The organism is Arthrobacter sp. TMP15 (assembly GCF_039529835.1).
GTDB lineage: Bacteria > Actinomycetota > Actinomycetes > Actinomycetales > Micrococcaceae > Specibacter.
Window position 1 is genome coordinate 3,423,651 of sequence record NZ_CP154262.1, and the last position, 15,395, is coordinate 3,439,045.

Here is a 15,395-nt window from a genome sequence, read left to right on the forward strand (position 1 = left end):
CTCCTTGCCGGGGAGACCATAAGAAATGCGTTGATACGCTTGCATCAGCGCAGCTTGCAAGCGAGACCAGCCAGGTCCTGAAATTGAGTTCGAAGGAGCACCTATGCAAAATTTTGTTGGAGTTGGCGTCTTCCGCGGCCGCGTCATTGGCCCCGTCCGGCACATGCCACCGGCCCTGGCAGAGCCGCCCGCAGGTGAACAGTTGGAAAGTTCGACGACGCCCGAGGCTGCTGCGGCAAACCTCAAGGACGCTGGGGCAGCAGTGAAAGCTCAGCTCCAGGACCGCGCCAGCCGTGCAACCGGTGCTGGCAAGGACGTGCTCGAAGCCACCGCGCTCATGGCCACCGATCCTATGTTGATCAAAGCAGCTATCAAGCTCATCAACGCCGGAAGTTCTGCCGAAAGGGCCATTTGGGAAGCTGGCGAGTCGGTGGCACAATTGCTGCATGACCTTGGCGGCATGATGGCTGAACGTTCACACGACGTCCACGACGTAAAGTTGCGCATTATTGCCGTATTGCGCGGGGTTCACGTGCCGGAGATTCCAGACTTCCCTGAACCGTTCATTTTGGTGGCAGAAGATCTGGCCCCGGCAGACACAGCAACACTTGACCCGGAAAAGGTCATCGCCTTGGTTACCGCCGGCGGTGGTCCGCAGTCACACACAGCCATCATTGCCCGCGCGCTGGGCCTGCCGGCCGTTGTTGCTGCCGCAGGTGCCTATGAACTCGTTGAGGATTCGCTAATATTCGTTGACGGTTCAACCGGAGTGGTGAGCACCGAGCCTGGCGAAAATGAACGGTCAGCCGTGGCTCTCTGGCAGGAGAAAGCCGCCCTGCTCAGCGTCTTCGACGGGAACGGACAGCTTGGCTGTGGCACATTGCTGCCTCTTCTTGCAAATGTTGGTGGCGCTAAGGATGCACAGGAAGCAGCAGAAGCTAAGGCCCAAGGTGTTGGTCTGCTGCGCACGGAATTCTGTTTTCTTGGCAATAGCACCGAGCCCAGCCATGACGATCAAGTGGCCGCCTATAAGGGAGTTTTTGACGCGTTCCCCGGACAAAAAGTTGTTATACGGACTTTGGATGCGGGCGCGGATAAACCGCTACCGTTCCTGACTGATTCCACAGAGCCAAACCCCGCACTGGGTGTTCGCGGGTACCGTACTGAGACCACCACCCCCGGGGTTCTCCTCCGGCAGCTTGGCGCCATTGCAGACGCGGCAGCTCAGAGTGAAGCCGTGGTCTGGGTCATGGCTCCCATGATTTCAACACCGGCCGAGGCCGCAGATTTTGCTGCCCAATGCGCGGAGGCCGGGCTGCAAATTCCAGGGGTCATGGTTGAGGTTCCCTCCGCGGCACTGACCTCACGGCATATTCTTGACCGAGTGGAATTTGCCAGCTTGGGCACCAACGATCTCACGCAGTACACCATGGCAGCCGACAGGCAGCTTGGCCCACTAGCCGCGTTGAACGATCCCTGGCAGCCTGCCGTCCTAGCTTTGATCCAAGCAACTGTAGAAGGCGCCATTTCCCAGGCGAAACATTCAGCTTCCCTGGCGGTTGAAGACTCACTACCTAAGCCGGTGGGCGTGTGCGGTGAGTCGGCAGCTGACCCTGTCCTCGCCGTGGTCCTTGCGGGCCTGGGTGTTTCTTCACTGTCGATGACTGCGCGAGCGCTTCCGGCCGTCGCCGCAGTTCTGCGCACAGTCACGTTGGCACAGGCCCGCCAACTCGCCCATAAGGCGGTTGCTGCGTCATCGGCAACCGAGGCTCGCGACCTCGTCCGCGATGCACTTCCTGCCCTAAAAGAACTAGGCCTCTGAGGTAAACGCCCGGACGTTGAAAAATACCGGTGGAGAGGGCTGTCAGAGGTATTCTCCACCGGTATTTTCACGGTTGACATTGTCTGATCTAAAGGTCCGCAATGTCCCATCTGCTAGAATTTGTGGTCTGCCCGTAGCGATGTTGTAGTAAGTCGCAAGCAAATGACCTCCTTAAGGGAATGAACAAATGCCCAAAGATCCAAGCTTGGCTCAACCGGAAACGGGTACAAAAGACACCCCGACCCGAGCGCAGCCCCGGGGTAAGAAACCCCGGATGCCTAAACTTAAAAAGCGCAGACTCGGTGTTGACGATGTAAATATTGTTGATGGCCCCATGCTCAAAAAGGCACTGGGTGGCACCGTTGTTGGAAACACCATGGAATGGTACGACGTCGGTGTGTTCGGCTACTTGATCGCCACCATGGGTCCAGTCTTCCTCCCAGATGCAGACCCGGACGTTCAGACGCTCTTCTTACTTGGTACCTTTGCTGCCACGTTCATAGCGCGCCCTCTGGGTGGCGTGGTCTTTGGTTGGCTCGGTGACAAAGTTGGGCGCCAAAAGGTACTGGCCCTGACGCTGATAGTCATGGCTGCCTCCACATTCGCCGTTGGTCTTCTGCCAGGCTATGCACAGATCGGAATCTGGGCTGCAGTGCTTCTGGTCGTGGTTAAGCTCGTCCAAGGCTTTTCAACAGGTGGCGAGTACGCAGGCGCTACAACGTTCGTCAGCGAATACGCCCCAGATAAGCGCCGCGGCTACTTTGCCAGCATCTTGGACCTCGGCAGCTACATGGGCTTTGCAATTGGCGCCTCGCTGGTCTCGGTGATGCAGCTAACTCTTGGCCAGGAAGCCATGGAGGCGTGGGGCTGGCGCGTCCCATTCTTGATCGCCGGTCCGTTGGGCCTGATTGCCATCTACTTCCGCCTCAAAATCGAGGAATCCCCCCAGTTCCAGGCAACTCTTGACGCCAACGAGGAGAAGTCAAAGTCTGCCGCCGCTGGCGACGAGAACACCTCAAACGGCCCCGTCCAACTGGTCAAGGTGTATTGGCGCCAGGTCCTGCTGGCGATGATCCTGGTGGCCGCAGCCAACACAGCGGGTTACGCTCTCACGTCCTACATGCCGACCTACCTGACCGAATCAAAGGGCTACGACCCCGTCCACGGAACCATACTCACCATCCCCATCTTGGTGGCGATGGCTCTGTGCATACCCCTGGCCGGACGTCTCTCCGATAGAATCGGACGCCGTCCCGTGCTGTGGATTGGTGCGCTGAGCACAGTGGTGCTGGCAACCCCAGCCTTCATGTTCATCAGCCTGGGGCATATCTGGTCCACTTTGCTCGGTTTGGCGCTCATCGCCTTCCCTGTAACGTTCTACGTCTCCAACCTGGCGTCCTCGCTGCCGGCACTGTTTCCGACCTCAAGCCGCTACGGTGGCATGGGCATCTCATACAACTTTGCCGTTGCAATTTTCGGTGGCACAGCACCCTTCGTCATGAAGGGTCTGATCACACTTACCGGCAACGACATGATGCCTGCCTACTATTTGATGTTGACATCAACAGTTGGTGCCATCGGCATTTACTTCCTGCGTGAATCCTCACAAAAGCCGCTACCTGGCTCCATGCCCAGCGTGGCTTCGGAAGCAGAAGCACGTGAGCTGGTTGAGACGCAGGATGAAAATCCATTGTTGGATATGGACTACTTGCCTTTCGATGAAACCTACGAGCCGCCAACTCCTGGCACAGGCATCCCGATCACCGTGGGCCGCCCGGAGAACTCCGAGAACTGAACAAAAGCCAACAACGCCGGCTGAGCCTGGCACTAGCGGCCGCGGTTTCCCGCGGCCGCTAGAGCTTTGTCAGGAAGCAGTTTGGCCAAGCCCATCAGCGTTGCATAACGCCTTGACGGGATTGACACTGCTTTGCCGGCTGCATTGTCAATGAGCCCTTCACGCACCACTTGATCCGCGTTGAGCCACATCCAGGAACGAACCCCGCCCATGTTGGCACCCATGCGTTGGTGGAATTCGGTGTGCACAAATCCGGGGCACACGGCGCTCACTTTTACGCCCTGGGCACCGTATCTCAGGTTCGCGAAGCGGTTAAAGTTGATTACCCAAGCTTTCGCTGCACCGTAGCTGCCTCTGGGGATGAACCCCGCAATGCTGGAAACATTGATAATTCTCCCGTTGCCGCGTTCCAACATCCCGGGGAGCACAGCATGCATCAGCTCCATGGGAGTTTGGGCCAGAATGCGTAGGTGCGCGATCTCATCCTGGATGCTGTTGACTTCAAATGGTTTAAGTAAACTGAAGCCTGCATTGTTCACGAGCACCGAGACGGGCCGGGCAGGGTCCGCCAGCCGGGCTCTAACGGAGGCAACGCCGTCGTCCGTCACTAAATCCGCTGGCAAAACCTCCACGTGAACGCCAAAGTCATTTCGCAGCCGTACAGCCTTCGCTTCAAGGCGCGGCACATCCCTGGCAACCAGCACTAAATCGTGCTGGGCACGGCCAAGCTGTTGGGCAAACTCGGCACCCAAGCCCGAGGTGGCACCTGTAATGAGCGCGGTTGGCCGGTTCACTTATGCCTCCTGGGGAAGGTCGGTGTACTGCGTGTAGAGATCGGGATGCTTTTGGATGAAGTGAGCCACATACGAGCAGTGCACAATGATTCTCTTCCCCGAAGCCACTACGTCATCGAGCGCGTACCGGACCAGCACTTTGGCCAGACCCCGGCCTTCGAAGCCCGTTTGGGCCACCGTATGGGTGAGATCTACGTGCCCTGGTAAATCCTCGAAGGTGATGACCACGGCTAAATCGTTGGCCGCAAAAAGTTCATACTGGTGCAAAGAATCATTGCGGGTCATCCGCACCGTTGCATCAAAGGGGTCAGAATCTGGGGCTGCATTCACACTCATAAAGTGAGCTTGGCACACTGAGCAGGTACTGGCAACAACCCTTTGCTGATGTCCCTACGCTCCGGCGCCACCCTGCCACAAAGCAGTGAACGGAGCGCCGGATACAACCCGGTTCTTGATACCTTCTGTAACAAACGCCTTGGCCGTGCGCGCAGCCTCCAAAGGTGTAGCACCCCTGGCCAATTCAGCACTCACAGCGGCGGCCAGTGAGCAACCGGCACCGGATACGGCTACGTTGCCAACCTTCGGGGCAGAGAGGACTTCCAGAGTTTCACCATCAAAGAAGACGTCGACGGCGTCAGCACCTTCCAGCCGCACCCCACCCTTGGCGAGCACCGCTGCTCCACTGATCTCATGGATCTTCCGGGCCGCATCTTTTAGATCCTGAACGTTGTTAATCTTCAGACCGGACAGCGATTCCGCCTCAAAATGGTTAGGTGTGACGAAGGTTGCCAGCGGCAGGATCTGATTTTTCAGGGCCTGATCGGTGTCAAGGGCATGCCCGGGCTCCTGGCCCTTGCAAATCAGAACCGGGTCAAGGACAACATTCTTGAAAGACGCAGCTTTAAGCGCAGTTTCAACCGTGCTGATAGTGGCGGGGCTGCCCAACATACCTATCTTCACCGTCTGAAGCAGTGCAGGCGCCCCGGAGCCGGCACCATAGGCCGCCAGCGTTGCCTCTAACTGGTCGGCAATAACCTGCTGGTCAACCGGCACAAAGCGGTGGTTCCAATTGTCCTTAGGGTCAAAGGAAACAATGCAGGTGAGATTAACAATGCCGAATACACCCAGTTCTTGGAACGTTTTAAGATCGGCCTGGGCTCCGGCACCGCCGGTTGCTTCGGAGCCGGCGATGGTCAGGGCAAGTGCGGGGGCATGTTTGGTCATAGAACTATCTTGCCACCTCATCAGCGCCCAGCAGTGCCTTCCCCTGCCGTCCCGTGGCCTGCCGTCCCGTGGCCTGCCAGGGCTCCTCAAAAGAACTTAAAAAAGAGCCGCAGTTCAAAACCATAAAATATGGTTTTGAACTGCGGCATTGTCGGTGGGCCCTGCGGGGCTCGAACCCGCGACCCACGGATTAAAAGTCCGATGCTCTACCAACTGAGCTAAAGGCCCGACCTAATGACAACCGCGCAGCGATGAATTCATCTCTGCAAAAGTTGACGCATATTAGACTACCGCACCACCGCCACCAGAATGCAATTTCGCCACGGATCCTACCCACCGTTTTACTCACAGAACCCCAGCCGCATGTGTCTGCACCGATGAAATCGAACGATTTGAGTGCGCTCGCTTTGTCTCTCTCGACCACACCGGACAGCAGGGGTAGTGTCGTGTCATGAATGATCGACCAGCCAGCAACACCCCCCGACCGCATAAGCCTGTCCCATTTGCTCCTATTGACTTTGAGCAGTATGCAGGCGGCACCGACCCGGCACGCGTTTCAGAAGCGGCTCACCTTGCCGCCCGTGCCCTTGTCCATAGCGGCCGTGCAAGCAATGACCCCGCGGTCACCAAACGGCTAGTGAAGCTTGCAGATAAGCAAGGACTGGAAGCCATCGCGGAGATGTGGGCGGCCAGCCCTGCCCGTTCCCTCCCCGGCGCCCTGTGGCGGCTCTACGCACTGCGAGCAGCAACACTGCAGGATCCAGAAGGCATCAGCGTATTCTTCCGAGCAGGGCAGCACACCGCGCAGGTCTCCAACGCAGTCGCCGGTGTGGCCGAGCCGCCGGGTGCTGAAGAGATCACCGTCATGGCTGATGCGATCTTATCTGGCGCCTTTGACGGCGATTTCGATGTTGCCTTGGAACGTTCAGCCGCATTTTGCCGCGTCATCGCGCTAGGTCAGGCCACCATGGCCGGCGAGCGTGAAGTGGCTCACCCGGAGCACTCGGCCACACTGACGAAAAAGGCTCACCAGCTGGTTCGGACAGCTGAAGACTTGGAGGGCGCCGCCAGATCCTGGCGTAAAGGCGAACTGGACTAATCCACTGATCCACAGACCCCAGTTGACAGTCGGGGCAGGACGTAGAAGACTGAAAGCGGTGTCGAACCGTGGAACCCCCGGGCTCCATTTTATAGCCGCTACGAGCGGCCCAGTGCCGAGAGGCGCTCCCGGTTCGGCACCACTTTTATGCCGTGAATCTAACCGGGCACTCCGTTCGATCCGCTAACAAAAAGGCCTCATCGTGAAGTTTCGACTTTTCCCTCAGGAGACTGCCGGCCTTCAGGCTCTGGTAAGCATGGCCGAGCACGTCCTCGCCGGAACTCACACGTTGGCCGAACTCCTTGGGGCCGGGAGGTCCAATTTTTCCTCCCTCACGGAATCCTTGCGCCAGCACGAGGCCGCCTCCTCAGCCAATTTCGCCACCCTGCTGACCACCATGCGCACAAGTTTCATCAACCCACTGCCGCGTGAGGACCTCTACGCACTGGGACGGCTGCTGAACGAAACCACCGAAGTCCTCACAGGTGCTGGAGAAATCGTGGAGCTGTACACCCTGGACCGTGTTCCGTCCCGAGTCAGCGACCAGCTTGAGATCTTAGCGCGGCAGTGCGAACTGACCTTGACTGCCATGAAGTCCCTTAACGACTTGGACAGCCTGGAGGACTATTGGCTGGAGGTCTTGCGGCTATCCAAGCGGGCTGACCACACTCACCGCGCCGTTGTTTCTGAATTGCTTGCCGCTCACAGTCCCACAACTTTTACCAAGTACAGGATGCTGACAGACCAGTTCGCAGCAGCCAGCCACCGAATTCGTGCAGTGGCCACACAGGTCGGTAGCATCATCGTCAAGGAATCCTAAGCGTTGATCACCGTCCTGCTCAGTGCTGTGATCGTCACTGCAGCAATATTCGCGTTCCTGAACGGTTTTCGCGATGCCTCATCCGCCGTCGCACTTTCAGTGCGAACCCGCGCGCTAACGCCCACCGTGGCGCTGCTCTTGGCTGGTTTATTCAACTGTCTGGGTGCTATAGCTAGCGTGGCGCTGACGGCTACGTTCGCCGAGAAGCTGTTCTCGGTACCTGAAGGCCGCAGTGGTCTGATCCTGCTACTTGCAGCACTTATTGGCGCCAATTTATGGGGTGTCTACCTATGGTGGCGCGGCTTCCCATCATCCTCAACGCACGCCCTGATCAGTGCGCTCGTCGGGGCTTCCTTGGGTTCAACCATTATTGGGCAACCCCCGCTTGAAGGCATTTACGCCACCATGCTGATTTTGGTGCTGGTGCCGCTGCTGGTCTCCCCCGTCGTTGCTTTCATCCTTGGTTTCCTGGCTGTTTACCCCACATCTTGGGCCGCACGAAACACCGCACCCAACAAAGTAAACCAACGCACCCGGCAGTTACAGTCAGTTGCTGGAGCCTCAGTGGCATTTGGGCATGGGCTTCAGGACGGCCAACGCACGACGGCGGTTGTCTTGTTTGCCCTCATAGCCGCCGGCACCATCGGGGCTGGCGAAATACCCCTGTGGGTGCCGATCTTCACCGCCGCGTTTCTGACAATAGGCACACTATTTGGTGGCTGGCGGATCTCCTACACGCTGGGACACCGACTTGTCCGCATCGACCCCATGCGTGGATTTGTCGCCCAGCTGGTGGGCGCCGGGCTATTGTTCATTGGCGCCATTGGACTTCATATGCCCTTGTCCACAACCCACACTGTTACTGCCGCCATTGTCGGCGCCGGGGGGAATCAGCGCTTTGCAGCCACCAACGGACGGGTGCTGACCCGGATTGCCGGGGCCTGGGTAGCAACTCCCATTGCCTGCCTGCTCCTGGGCGCGCTGTTCTTCCTGGCCCTGGCACCACTGGCGTAAAACCGCACCACTGGCGTAAAACTACGCCCAGGCTTTCAGGCTGTGTTGCGGGAGAAAAATGAGCCGTTAACGTTCGGCGGCGACCCCACCGTTATGGTGAGCGTCGCCGTCGTACATTATGTGAACATGGACCGGTGTGGGTGGGCCCACGCGCCCGAGGGCCCCGCTGTGAACATGGACCGGTGTGGGTGGGCCCACACGCCCGAGGGCCCCGCTGTGAACTTGCGAACAGGGGGAGGGCGTGGGTGGGCCCACACGCCCGAGGGCCCCGCTGTGAGCTTGCGAACAGGGGGAGGGCGTGGGGACTAACCGAAGCGGCCGGAGACGTAGTCTTCGGTTGACTTCTCGCTCGGGTTATTGAAGATCGCTGCCGTCTCGGCGAACTCGATGAGCTTGCCCGGTTTCCCGGTGCCTGCAATGTTGAAGAACGCTGTCTTGTCAGAAACACGGGCGGCCTGCTGCATATTGTGCGTCACGATCACCACCGTGTACTCGTCCTTGAGCTCGTTAATGAGGTCCTCAATAGCGAGCGTGGAGATGGGGTCAAGGGCCGAGCAGGGCTCGTCCATCAGGATTACATCCGGTGATACCGCTATGGCGCGGGCGATGCACAGGCGCTGCTGCTGACCACCGGAGAGGCCGGAGCCGGGCTTCTCCAGACGATCCTTGACCTCGTTCCACAGGTTGGCGCTGCGGAGGGATTTCTCCACGAGTGCATCGGCATCGGATTTGGGCATGCGGCGGCTGTTCAACTTGACCCCTGCCAGCACGTTGTCACGGATGCTCATGGTGGGAAACGGGTTGGGTCGCTGGAACACCATGCCGATCTGGCTGCGCACGGTCACTGGGTCGACGCCGTCGGCGTAGAGGTTGTCCCCGTCGAGCAGAACCTTCCCCTCTACGCGCGCACCCGGGATGACCTCGTGCATGCGGTTTAAGGTGCGCAGGAACGTTGACTTGCCGCAGCCTGACGGGCCAATGAATGCTGTGACGCTCTTGGCGTCGAGAGTGATGCTGACGTCCTCCACGGCACGGAAATCACCGTAGTAGACGTTCAAATCGCTGACATCAATACGTTTGGACATAGCTAGAGTTCCATTTCAGAATAATTTAGCGGCCGGTTTTCGGCGCAAAGAGGCGGGCCACCAGGCGGGCACCAAGGTTCAGGAGCATGACAAGGATGATCAACAACAGCGCCGCAGCCCAGGCACGCTGCGTGGAGGGATCCGAGTTTGACGGCGAGGTGGGCGTCATGATCTGCGTGTAGATAAACGTGGGCAGGGATGACATCCAACCGGCAAAAACGTTCATGTTGATGGAGGAGGCGAACCCGGCCGTGACAAGTAGTGGTGCTGTTTCCCCAATGACCCGGGCGATCGCCAAGGTCACACCGGAAGCGATACCCGAGATCGCCGTCGGAATGACGATCTTGAGAATGGTGCGCCACTTGCGCACACCCAGTGCATACGCCGCTTCCCGAAGTTCGTTGGGCACGATTTTAAGCATTTCCTCGCTCGAGCGAACAACCACAGGGATCATGAGCACTGAAAGGGCGACTGCGGCCACGAACCCGGTCTTGGTCCCCGGCCCCATGATCATGGCGAAGAAGGCCGCGGCGAACAAGCCGGCAACGATCGAAGGAATCCCTGTCATGACGTCTACCAGGAAGGTGATGACCTTTGAGAAATAGTTGTCGCCGCTGTATTCCACAAGATAGATGGCTGTCAGCAGCCCTACAGGCACCGAGATCAAAGTTGCCCAGAGAGTGATCAGAACCGAGCCGATCAGGGCGTGGTAGACACCACCAAGGACGGGAGTACCGTCCTTGACCGAGGCATTATCCACGGCACCTGTCACGCCATTCATTGAGGTGCTCAGGAATCCAGGTGTCAGCAGGCCCGGCACACCGTTGATAAGTACCGTCCAGATGACTGAGATAAGCGGCAGTAACGCCACCAGGAATGCGCCCACAACAAGTGAGGTGGCTAGTTTGTCTGTTGCCTTCCGGCGGCCTTCAACAACTGCAGCGCTGGTGACGTTTCCTGCAGCAAACAGCACCGCCGAAAGCACGGCCCAGCCAAAGACGTTGAATCCGATCAGTGACATGAGTGCTGCGGCCACCACAATGGCGCTGCCGCCGATCACATAAGGGGTGTAGCGCGGCAAGTGACCGCGGGTCAGCGCCGATCGTTTGCGTTCGGTCATGAGCGTGGCCATCAGTTGGCTCCCGAGAATTCTTTGTGACGGTTGATGATCCATCGAGCCACCATGTTAACCACCAGCGTAATGAGGAACAATACGAGTCCGGCAGCGATGAGTTCGTGCATGCGCAGACCGAAGGCTTCAGGAAAGTTCAGTGCGATCTCAGCGGCAATTGTTTGGTTGCCGGAACGGATCAAGGAGGCGATCAACGGGCCGGAGGAGAGGACAAGCGCCACGGCCATGGTTTCACCCAGTGCACGGCCCAGACCCAGCATGACGGCGCTAATGATGCCGCCGCGAGCAAAGGGAAGAACAGCCATACGGACCATTTCCCACCGTGTTGCCCCCAACGCCAACGCCGCTTCCTGATGCAGCATTGGTGCCTGCAGGAAAATTTCGCGGGTTAGTGAGGCAATGATGGGAAGCACCATGACAGCCAGGACGATACCGGCCGTCAGGATAGTTTTTCCAGTTCCAGATGCAGGCCCGCCAAAGATTGGAATCCAGCCGGCGTTTTCAGCCAACCACGCGTACGGTGTCTTTAGTTGGGATGCCAAGAAACTGGCACCCCAGGCGCCGTAGATAACTGATGGGATGGCCGCCAGAAGGTCCACCACATATCCCAACCCTCGAGCGAGACTGCGCGGAGCGTAGTGGGAGATGAACAATGCCACAGCCACCCCAATGGGTGTGGCAATGAGCAGGGCGATCGTGGCTGCGATGAGCGTACCAATAACGATCGGGTAGATGTAGGAGAAGAACCCCTCACCACCGCTGATATCGGAGGATGGTGCGCTAAAGGTTGGCAGTGCCTGAACAACAAGGAACAGGGCTACGGCAAACAGCACGGCAACAATCAGCGCGCCCGCGGCTAGGGCCGCACTGGAGAAAACCTTGTCTCCAATGCGGCCCGTCCGGGCTTGCCCAGCTGCTTTCGGTTCGAGCTTTGTGGTGGACAATCTAGTGCTTTCTACTGATGCTTACTTGGCGACGCTGATAGAGTCGATTGCTGCTTTGGCCTTGCCGGCCAGCTCAGCGGACAGTGGCGCACTCTTAGCCGCAGCTGCGGACTGCTTCTGACCCTCATCGCTAAGGACAAAGTTGCCAAAGGCTTTCACCAGATCGGTGGTGGCGGCGTCCGGGTAATGGGCGCAGAACACACCGTAGGAGACCAGGATTGCGGGGTAAGCGCCCGGAGCAGTTGTCTTGCGGTCCAGCTTCAGGGACAGATCGTTAGCAGAGCGTCCTTCAACCATCTTGGCTGCGTCTACTGCCTTGGCTGCTGCCTCGGCGGTGACGGCAACGAAGGAGTCTCCAACCTTCAGTTCGGCCTTGCCAAGAGCATCGGTTACAGCGGAGTCATCAGCGTATGTGATGGCACCAGCGGTTTCAGTAACAGTCTTGACAACGCCCGAGGTGCCCTTGGCATTCTCACCGGGTAGCGATGCGGGCCAGTCGCCGGACTTCTTATCGGTCCATACGCTGTCAGCTGCTGCCGCCAGGTAGTCAGTGAAGTTCTCGGTGGTGCCCGAGTTATCGGAGCGGTGCACGGGCGTGATGGCCAGGTCGGGCAGAGTTGCCTCTGGGTTGGCGGCCTTGATGGCTTCGTCATTCCAGTTCTTGATGTCCCCGCGGAAGATCTTCGCAATGGTGCCGGCGTCGAGCTTGAGCGTCTTGACGCCTTCAACGTTGAACGCGACAGCGATCGGTGAGATGTACCAGGGGATGTTTATGGCGCCGTCCGGACCACACTTTTCCTGTGCGGAGACTAGCTCTTCATCCTTCAGATACGCATCCGAGCCAGCGAACTGCACGGCTCCTGCGATCAAGGCTTTGCGCCCGGCGCCGGAGCCTTCCGGGGAGTACTGGATCTTGGCATTTGAGTTCGAGGACTCGAAGCCGGCCTTCCAGGCGTCCATGGCTGCGGAGATGGAGCTTGCGCCGGTGCCGGTCAGAGTGCCGGTGACGGAGGGGCCAGCGTTTGCCGGAGTCGTTGCTCCGCTGCCGGAGTCCACCACTGCGTCGGTACCGCAAGCTGTCAGTGCCAATGCGCCAACAGTGAGAACTGCTGCCACGCGGCCAATGTGAAGTGACTTCACGCTTTTTACCTCTTCTACGTCTTCGTTGCGCTGCTTTCGATTCATTACTCCTTGAGCCTAAGAGCCGGAAGTGACTCAACGGCCGCCGCCAAGTGAACGGAAGGTTAACGCTGCGGGGATTCTTGGAAACCTGGTAGGACGCGAGTCACATTTTTGAACGAATCCGGGGCGTCGGCGAAAAATTTGAGGCAGCTCACACGAGAGATGGTTGTCCTGGGACAACTTAAAATATATAGTTGATACACATCAACCATTCGTAAGTATTTTTTGGAGCTCTTTTGTCCCACGCACCAACCACCGCACAGCCAGCCTCGGCGCCACCTGAATCCGGCATGTCCCATCGTCAGGTGATGCAGTCACTGACAGGTCTGCTCATGGGAATGTTCGTCTCAATCCTTGCTGGAACGGTTGTCTCCACTTCACTTCCCGTCATTCTTTCGGATTTGAACGGCACTCAGACCGCCTACACCTGGGTGGTCACGGCCACTTTGCTGGCCACGACAATTTCAACGCCCATCTGGGGCAAGCTTGCCGACCTCTCGAACCGAAAGCTGCTGCTGCAGATCTCCTTACTGGTGTTTGTCATCTCCTCAGCTATCGCTGGGTTCTCCCAAGACACCACCATGTTGATCACCATGCGCGTTTTTCAGGGGTTGGGCGCTGGCGGGTTGACGGCACTGACCCAGATTGTCATGGCAGACATCATTTCTCCGCGTGAGCGCGGCAAGTACATGGGATTGTTTGGCGCCGTGATGGCTTTGGGCACCGTGGGTGGGCCGCTGATCGGCGGGTTCATCACCGACGCCATCAACTGGCGTTGGAACTTCTTTGTAGCCCTGCCCTTTGCGGCTCTTGCCATCATCTTGATTCAAAAGACTCTCCACCTCCCTGCTCAGCCCAAACGCAAAGTCTCCATCGACTACGCCGGGATCGCTTTGCTTTCGGCAGGAGTTTCACTGCTGTTGATTTGGGTTTCGCTGGCCGGAAGCCAGTTTGAATGGGCCAGCATCAACACTTATGTCATGGTTGGTGGCGCAGTCGTATCCCTGATCGCGTTCGTGATTGTGGAATTCAAGGCAGCTGAGCCGATTATCCCACTGACAATGTTTAAGAACCCCACATTCACGCTGTCAGTGCTTGCTTCCATCTCCGTGGGAGTATCAATGTTTGGCACCTCAGTCTTCTTGGCCCAATACATGCAGCTGGCTCGCGGCGCCAACGCCACACAGTCCGGACTCATGACCATCCCCATGATGGCCGGACTGTTGATTGTTTCTACCGTTGCCGGGGCCTTGATTTCCAAGCACGGTAAGTGGAAAGCCATTATGGTGACGGGATCAGTGCTCCAGCTACTTGGTTTGTTCCTACTGGGCACCATTCATTACGACACAAATTTTGCACTTGTCTCCCTCTACATGTTCGCGCTCGGAGCGGGCTTGGGCATGGTCATGCAGAACCTGGTGCTGATTGTGCAAAACGCCGTCACCCCTGCCGAAATCGGCGTGGCGAGCTCGGGGATTGCGTTCTTCCGCTCACTTGGCGGCACCATCGGGGTCTCCGTATTGGGCGCCCTGATGGCCACCAAGGTCATGGACTTGATGTCAAGTAAATCAGCCGAACTTCAAACGGCCATCGCCGCCCTGGGGGACAAGGGCAAGGACATCGGTGCGGCTCTGGCCAGCGGGAACATCCCTGCCGTACATAACCTCCCGGACTCGGTACGCACCATCATCGAATCAAGCTATGGTGATTCTGTGGCCTACATTTTCATGATCGCCGCGCCGCTGAGCATCCTAACAATCTTGGCCGTCGCGTTCCTTCCCAACCTTGAGCTGAGCGCTCAGACCCGCGACGAACGAGCTAAAAGCGACATAGCCGCAGAGAATTCAAGCCAAGCACTAGAGGCTGCTGAACAAAATCTTGTTGAGGTTAGCGAAGCGCTCGTTGCGATCACCCCAACTCTTAATAAAGAAGACACAGGGGTACGAAGCTGACGTGAATCGTGTCAATGAACAGTGTGAGTCGCCACCATCTCTACCCGACTCCGATCAGCATATGATCGATGCCATTGCGGACGTGGAGAAACAGTTTGGCACCATGGTCATCAGGACCCGAAATGCCATCCGGAAACGTGCAGCAGCCATCCACCCGGAATTACAGCCTACGGGCTTCAAGGTGCTGACTATCCTCTCGCAACTGGGGCCTTCCCAGCAGGTGACGCTGGCGGAGGAGATGGGGGTCGATAAGGCCCTCATGAGCCGCACAGTCAAGCATTTGGAAGTGCTCAAGTTGGTCCACCGCACCGCGGATCCCGATGACGGGCGGGCCATGCTGGTTGCCATGACAGAGGAAACCCACACCCGTTACAGCGCCTCGCTAGCCAACACCCGGCGCGTGCTCTACGACAGACTCTCGACGTGGGACCCCGTGGAAGTCCGCCGCTTTGCCGACCTGCTTGGCCGTCTCAATGAGAACGCGGACTAACGTTTCCGGTGGCTCGCGCAGGTGCCGCCCTGGCATAGACTG

General features: G+C 58.2%; 14 protein-coding genes and 1 tRNA gene. 7 read left to right on the forward strand and 8 right to left on the reverse strand.

Going from position 1 to position 15,395, the window contains the following annotated elements; genetic code table 11:
* Positions 1–103: 103 nt before the first annotated feature.
* The gene (locus tag AAFM46_RS15505; protein WP_343318711.1) at positions 104–1,822 is read left to right on the forward strand and encodes a putative PEP-binding protein; all 1,719 of its coding nucleotides are present in this window, start codon (positions 104–106) and stop codon (positions 1,820–1,822) included.
* Between the two features lie 274 nt (positions 1,823–2,096).
* Positions 2,097–3,617: an MFS transporter gene (locus AAFM46_RS15510; protein WP_283529056.1), complete on the forward strand. Its 1,521-nt coding sequence runs from the start codon at positions 2,097–2,099 to the stop codon at positions 3,615–3,617.
* A 32-nt stretch (positions 3,618–3,649) separates the two neighbouring features.
* Here AAFM46_RS15510 and AAFM46_RS15515 read toward each other — a convergent pair whose 3' ends face one another.
* The 4 genes from AAFM46_RS15515 to AAFM46_RS15530 all read right to left on the reverse strand — a co-directional run bounded on the left by AAFM46_RS15515 (position 3,650) and on the right by AAFM46_RS15530 (position 5,863).
* Complete coding sequence (locus tag AAFM46_RS15515; RefSeq protein WP_343318712.1) at positions 3,650–4,411, reverse strand: SDR family NAD(P)-dependent oxidoreductase; 762 nt, start codon at positions 4,409–4,411, stop codon at positions 3,650–3,652.
* Entirely contained in the window at positions 4,412–4,747 is a 336-nt protein-coding gene (locus tag AAFM46_RS15520) for a GNAT family N-acetyltransferase (protein WP_283529052.1), read from the reverse strand.
* Between the two features lie 54 nt (positions 4,748–4,801).
* Positions 4,802–5,635: a hydroxymethylpyrimidine/phosphomethylpyrimidine kinase gene (locus AAFM46_RS15525; protein WP_343318713.1), complete on the reverse strand. Its 834-nt coding sequence runs from the start codon at positions 5,633–5,635 to the stop codon at positions 4,802–4,804.
* Positions 5,636–5,790: 155 nt separating this feature from the next.
* Positions 5,791–5,863 (reverse strand) — tRNA-Lys (locus tag AAFM46_RS15530).
* 223 nt (positions 5,864–6,086) lie between these two features.
* Between AAFM46_RS15530 and AAFM46_RS15535 the strand changes: the two genes are divergently transcribed.
* The 3 genes from AAFM46_RS15535 (at position 6,087) to AAFM46_RS15545 (ending at position 8,568) form a co-directional block, all read left to right on the forward strand.
* A complete protein-coding gene (locus AAFM46_RS15535) occupies positions 6,087–6,734 on the forward strand; it encodes a hypothetical protein (protein WP_283529048.1) in 648 nt (215 codons plus the stop codon).
* 202 nt (positions 6,735–6,936) lie between these two features.
* Positions 6,937–7,554 (forward strand): nuclease PIN, encoded by a 618-nt coding sequence (locus AAFM46_RS15540; protein ID WP_343318714.1) that lies wholly within the window; start codon positions 6,937–6,939, stop codon positions 7,552–7,554.
* 3 nt (positions 7,555–7,557) lie between these two features.
* Entirely contained in the window at positions 7,558–8,568 is a 1,011-nt protein-coding gene (locus tag AAFM46_RS15545) for an inorganic phosphate transporter (protein ID WP_283529044.1), read from the forward strand.
* A gap of 305 nt (positions 8,569–8,873) precedes the next feature.
* Here the strand turns inward: AAFM46_RS15545 and pstB are convergent, their stop codons facing one another.
* Genes pstB through pstS form a run of 4 tightly spaced genes read right to left on the reverse strand, consistent with a single transcriptional unit; the run spans position 8,874 to position 12,869 of the window.
* Positions 8,874–9,653 (reverse strand): phosphate ABC transporter ATP-binding protein PstB, encoded by a 780-nt coding sequence (gene pstB / locus AAFM46_RS15550; protein ID WP_283529042.1) that lies wholly within the window; start codon positions 9,651–9,653, stop codon positions 8,874–8,876.
* Between the two features lie 25 nt (positions 9,654–9,678).
* Positions 9,679–10,788, reverse strand: a complete 1,110-nt coding sequence (pstA, locus tag AAFM46_RS15555; RefSeq protein WP_283530111.1) for a phosphate ABC transporter permease PstA — start codon at positions 10,786–10,788, stop codon at positions 9,679–9,681.
* Positions 10,785–11,729, reverse strand: coding sequence for a phosphate ABC transporter permease subunit PstC (pstC, locus tag AAFM46_RS15560; RefSeq protein ID WP_283529040.1), 945 nt, complete (start codon positions 11,727–11,729; stop codon positions 10,785–10,787). The genes pstA and pstC overlap by 4 nt, the downstream gene beginning before the upstream one ends.
* Before the next feature lie 21 nt (positions 11,730–11,750).
* Complete coding sequence (gene pstS / locus AAFM46_RS15565) at positions 11,751–12,869, reverse strand: phosphate ABC transporter substrate-binding protein PstS (protein WP_343320471.1); 1,119 nt, start codon at positions 12,867–12,869, stop codon at positions 11,751–11,753.
* A 332-nt stretch (positions 12,870–13,201) separates the two neighbouring features.
* Here pstS and AAFM46_RS15570 point away from each other — a divergent pair, with 332 nt between their 5' ends.
* Together AAFM46_RS15570 and AAFM46_RS15575 are read left to right on the forward strand one after the other, a co-directional pair.
* Positions 13,202–14,863, forward strand: coding sequence for an MDR family MFS transporter (locus AAFM46_RS15570; RefSeq protein ID WP_343320472.1), 1,662 nt, complete (start codon positions 13,202–13,204; stop codon positions 14,861–14,863).
* A gap of 1 nt (position 14,864) precedes the next feature.
* The gene (locus tag AAFM46_RS15575) at positions 14,865–15,353 is read left to right on the forward strand and encodes a MarR family winged helix-turn-helix transcriptional regulator (RefSeq protein ID WP_283529039.1); all 489 of its coding nucleotides are present in this window, start codon (positions 14,865–14,867) and stop codon (positions 15,351–15,353) included.
* The last annotated feature ends 42 nt before the right edge of the window (positions 15,354–15,395 follow it).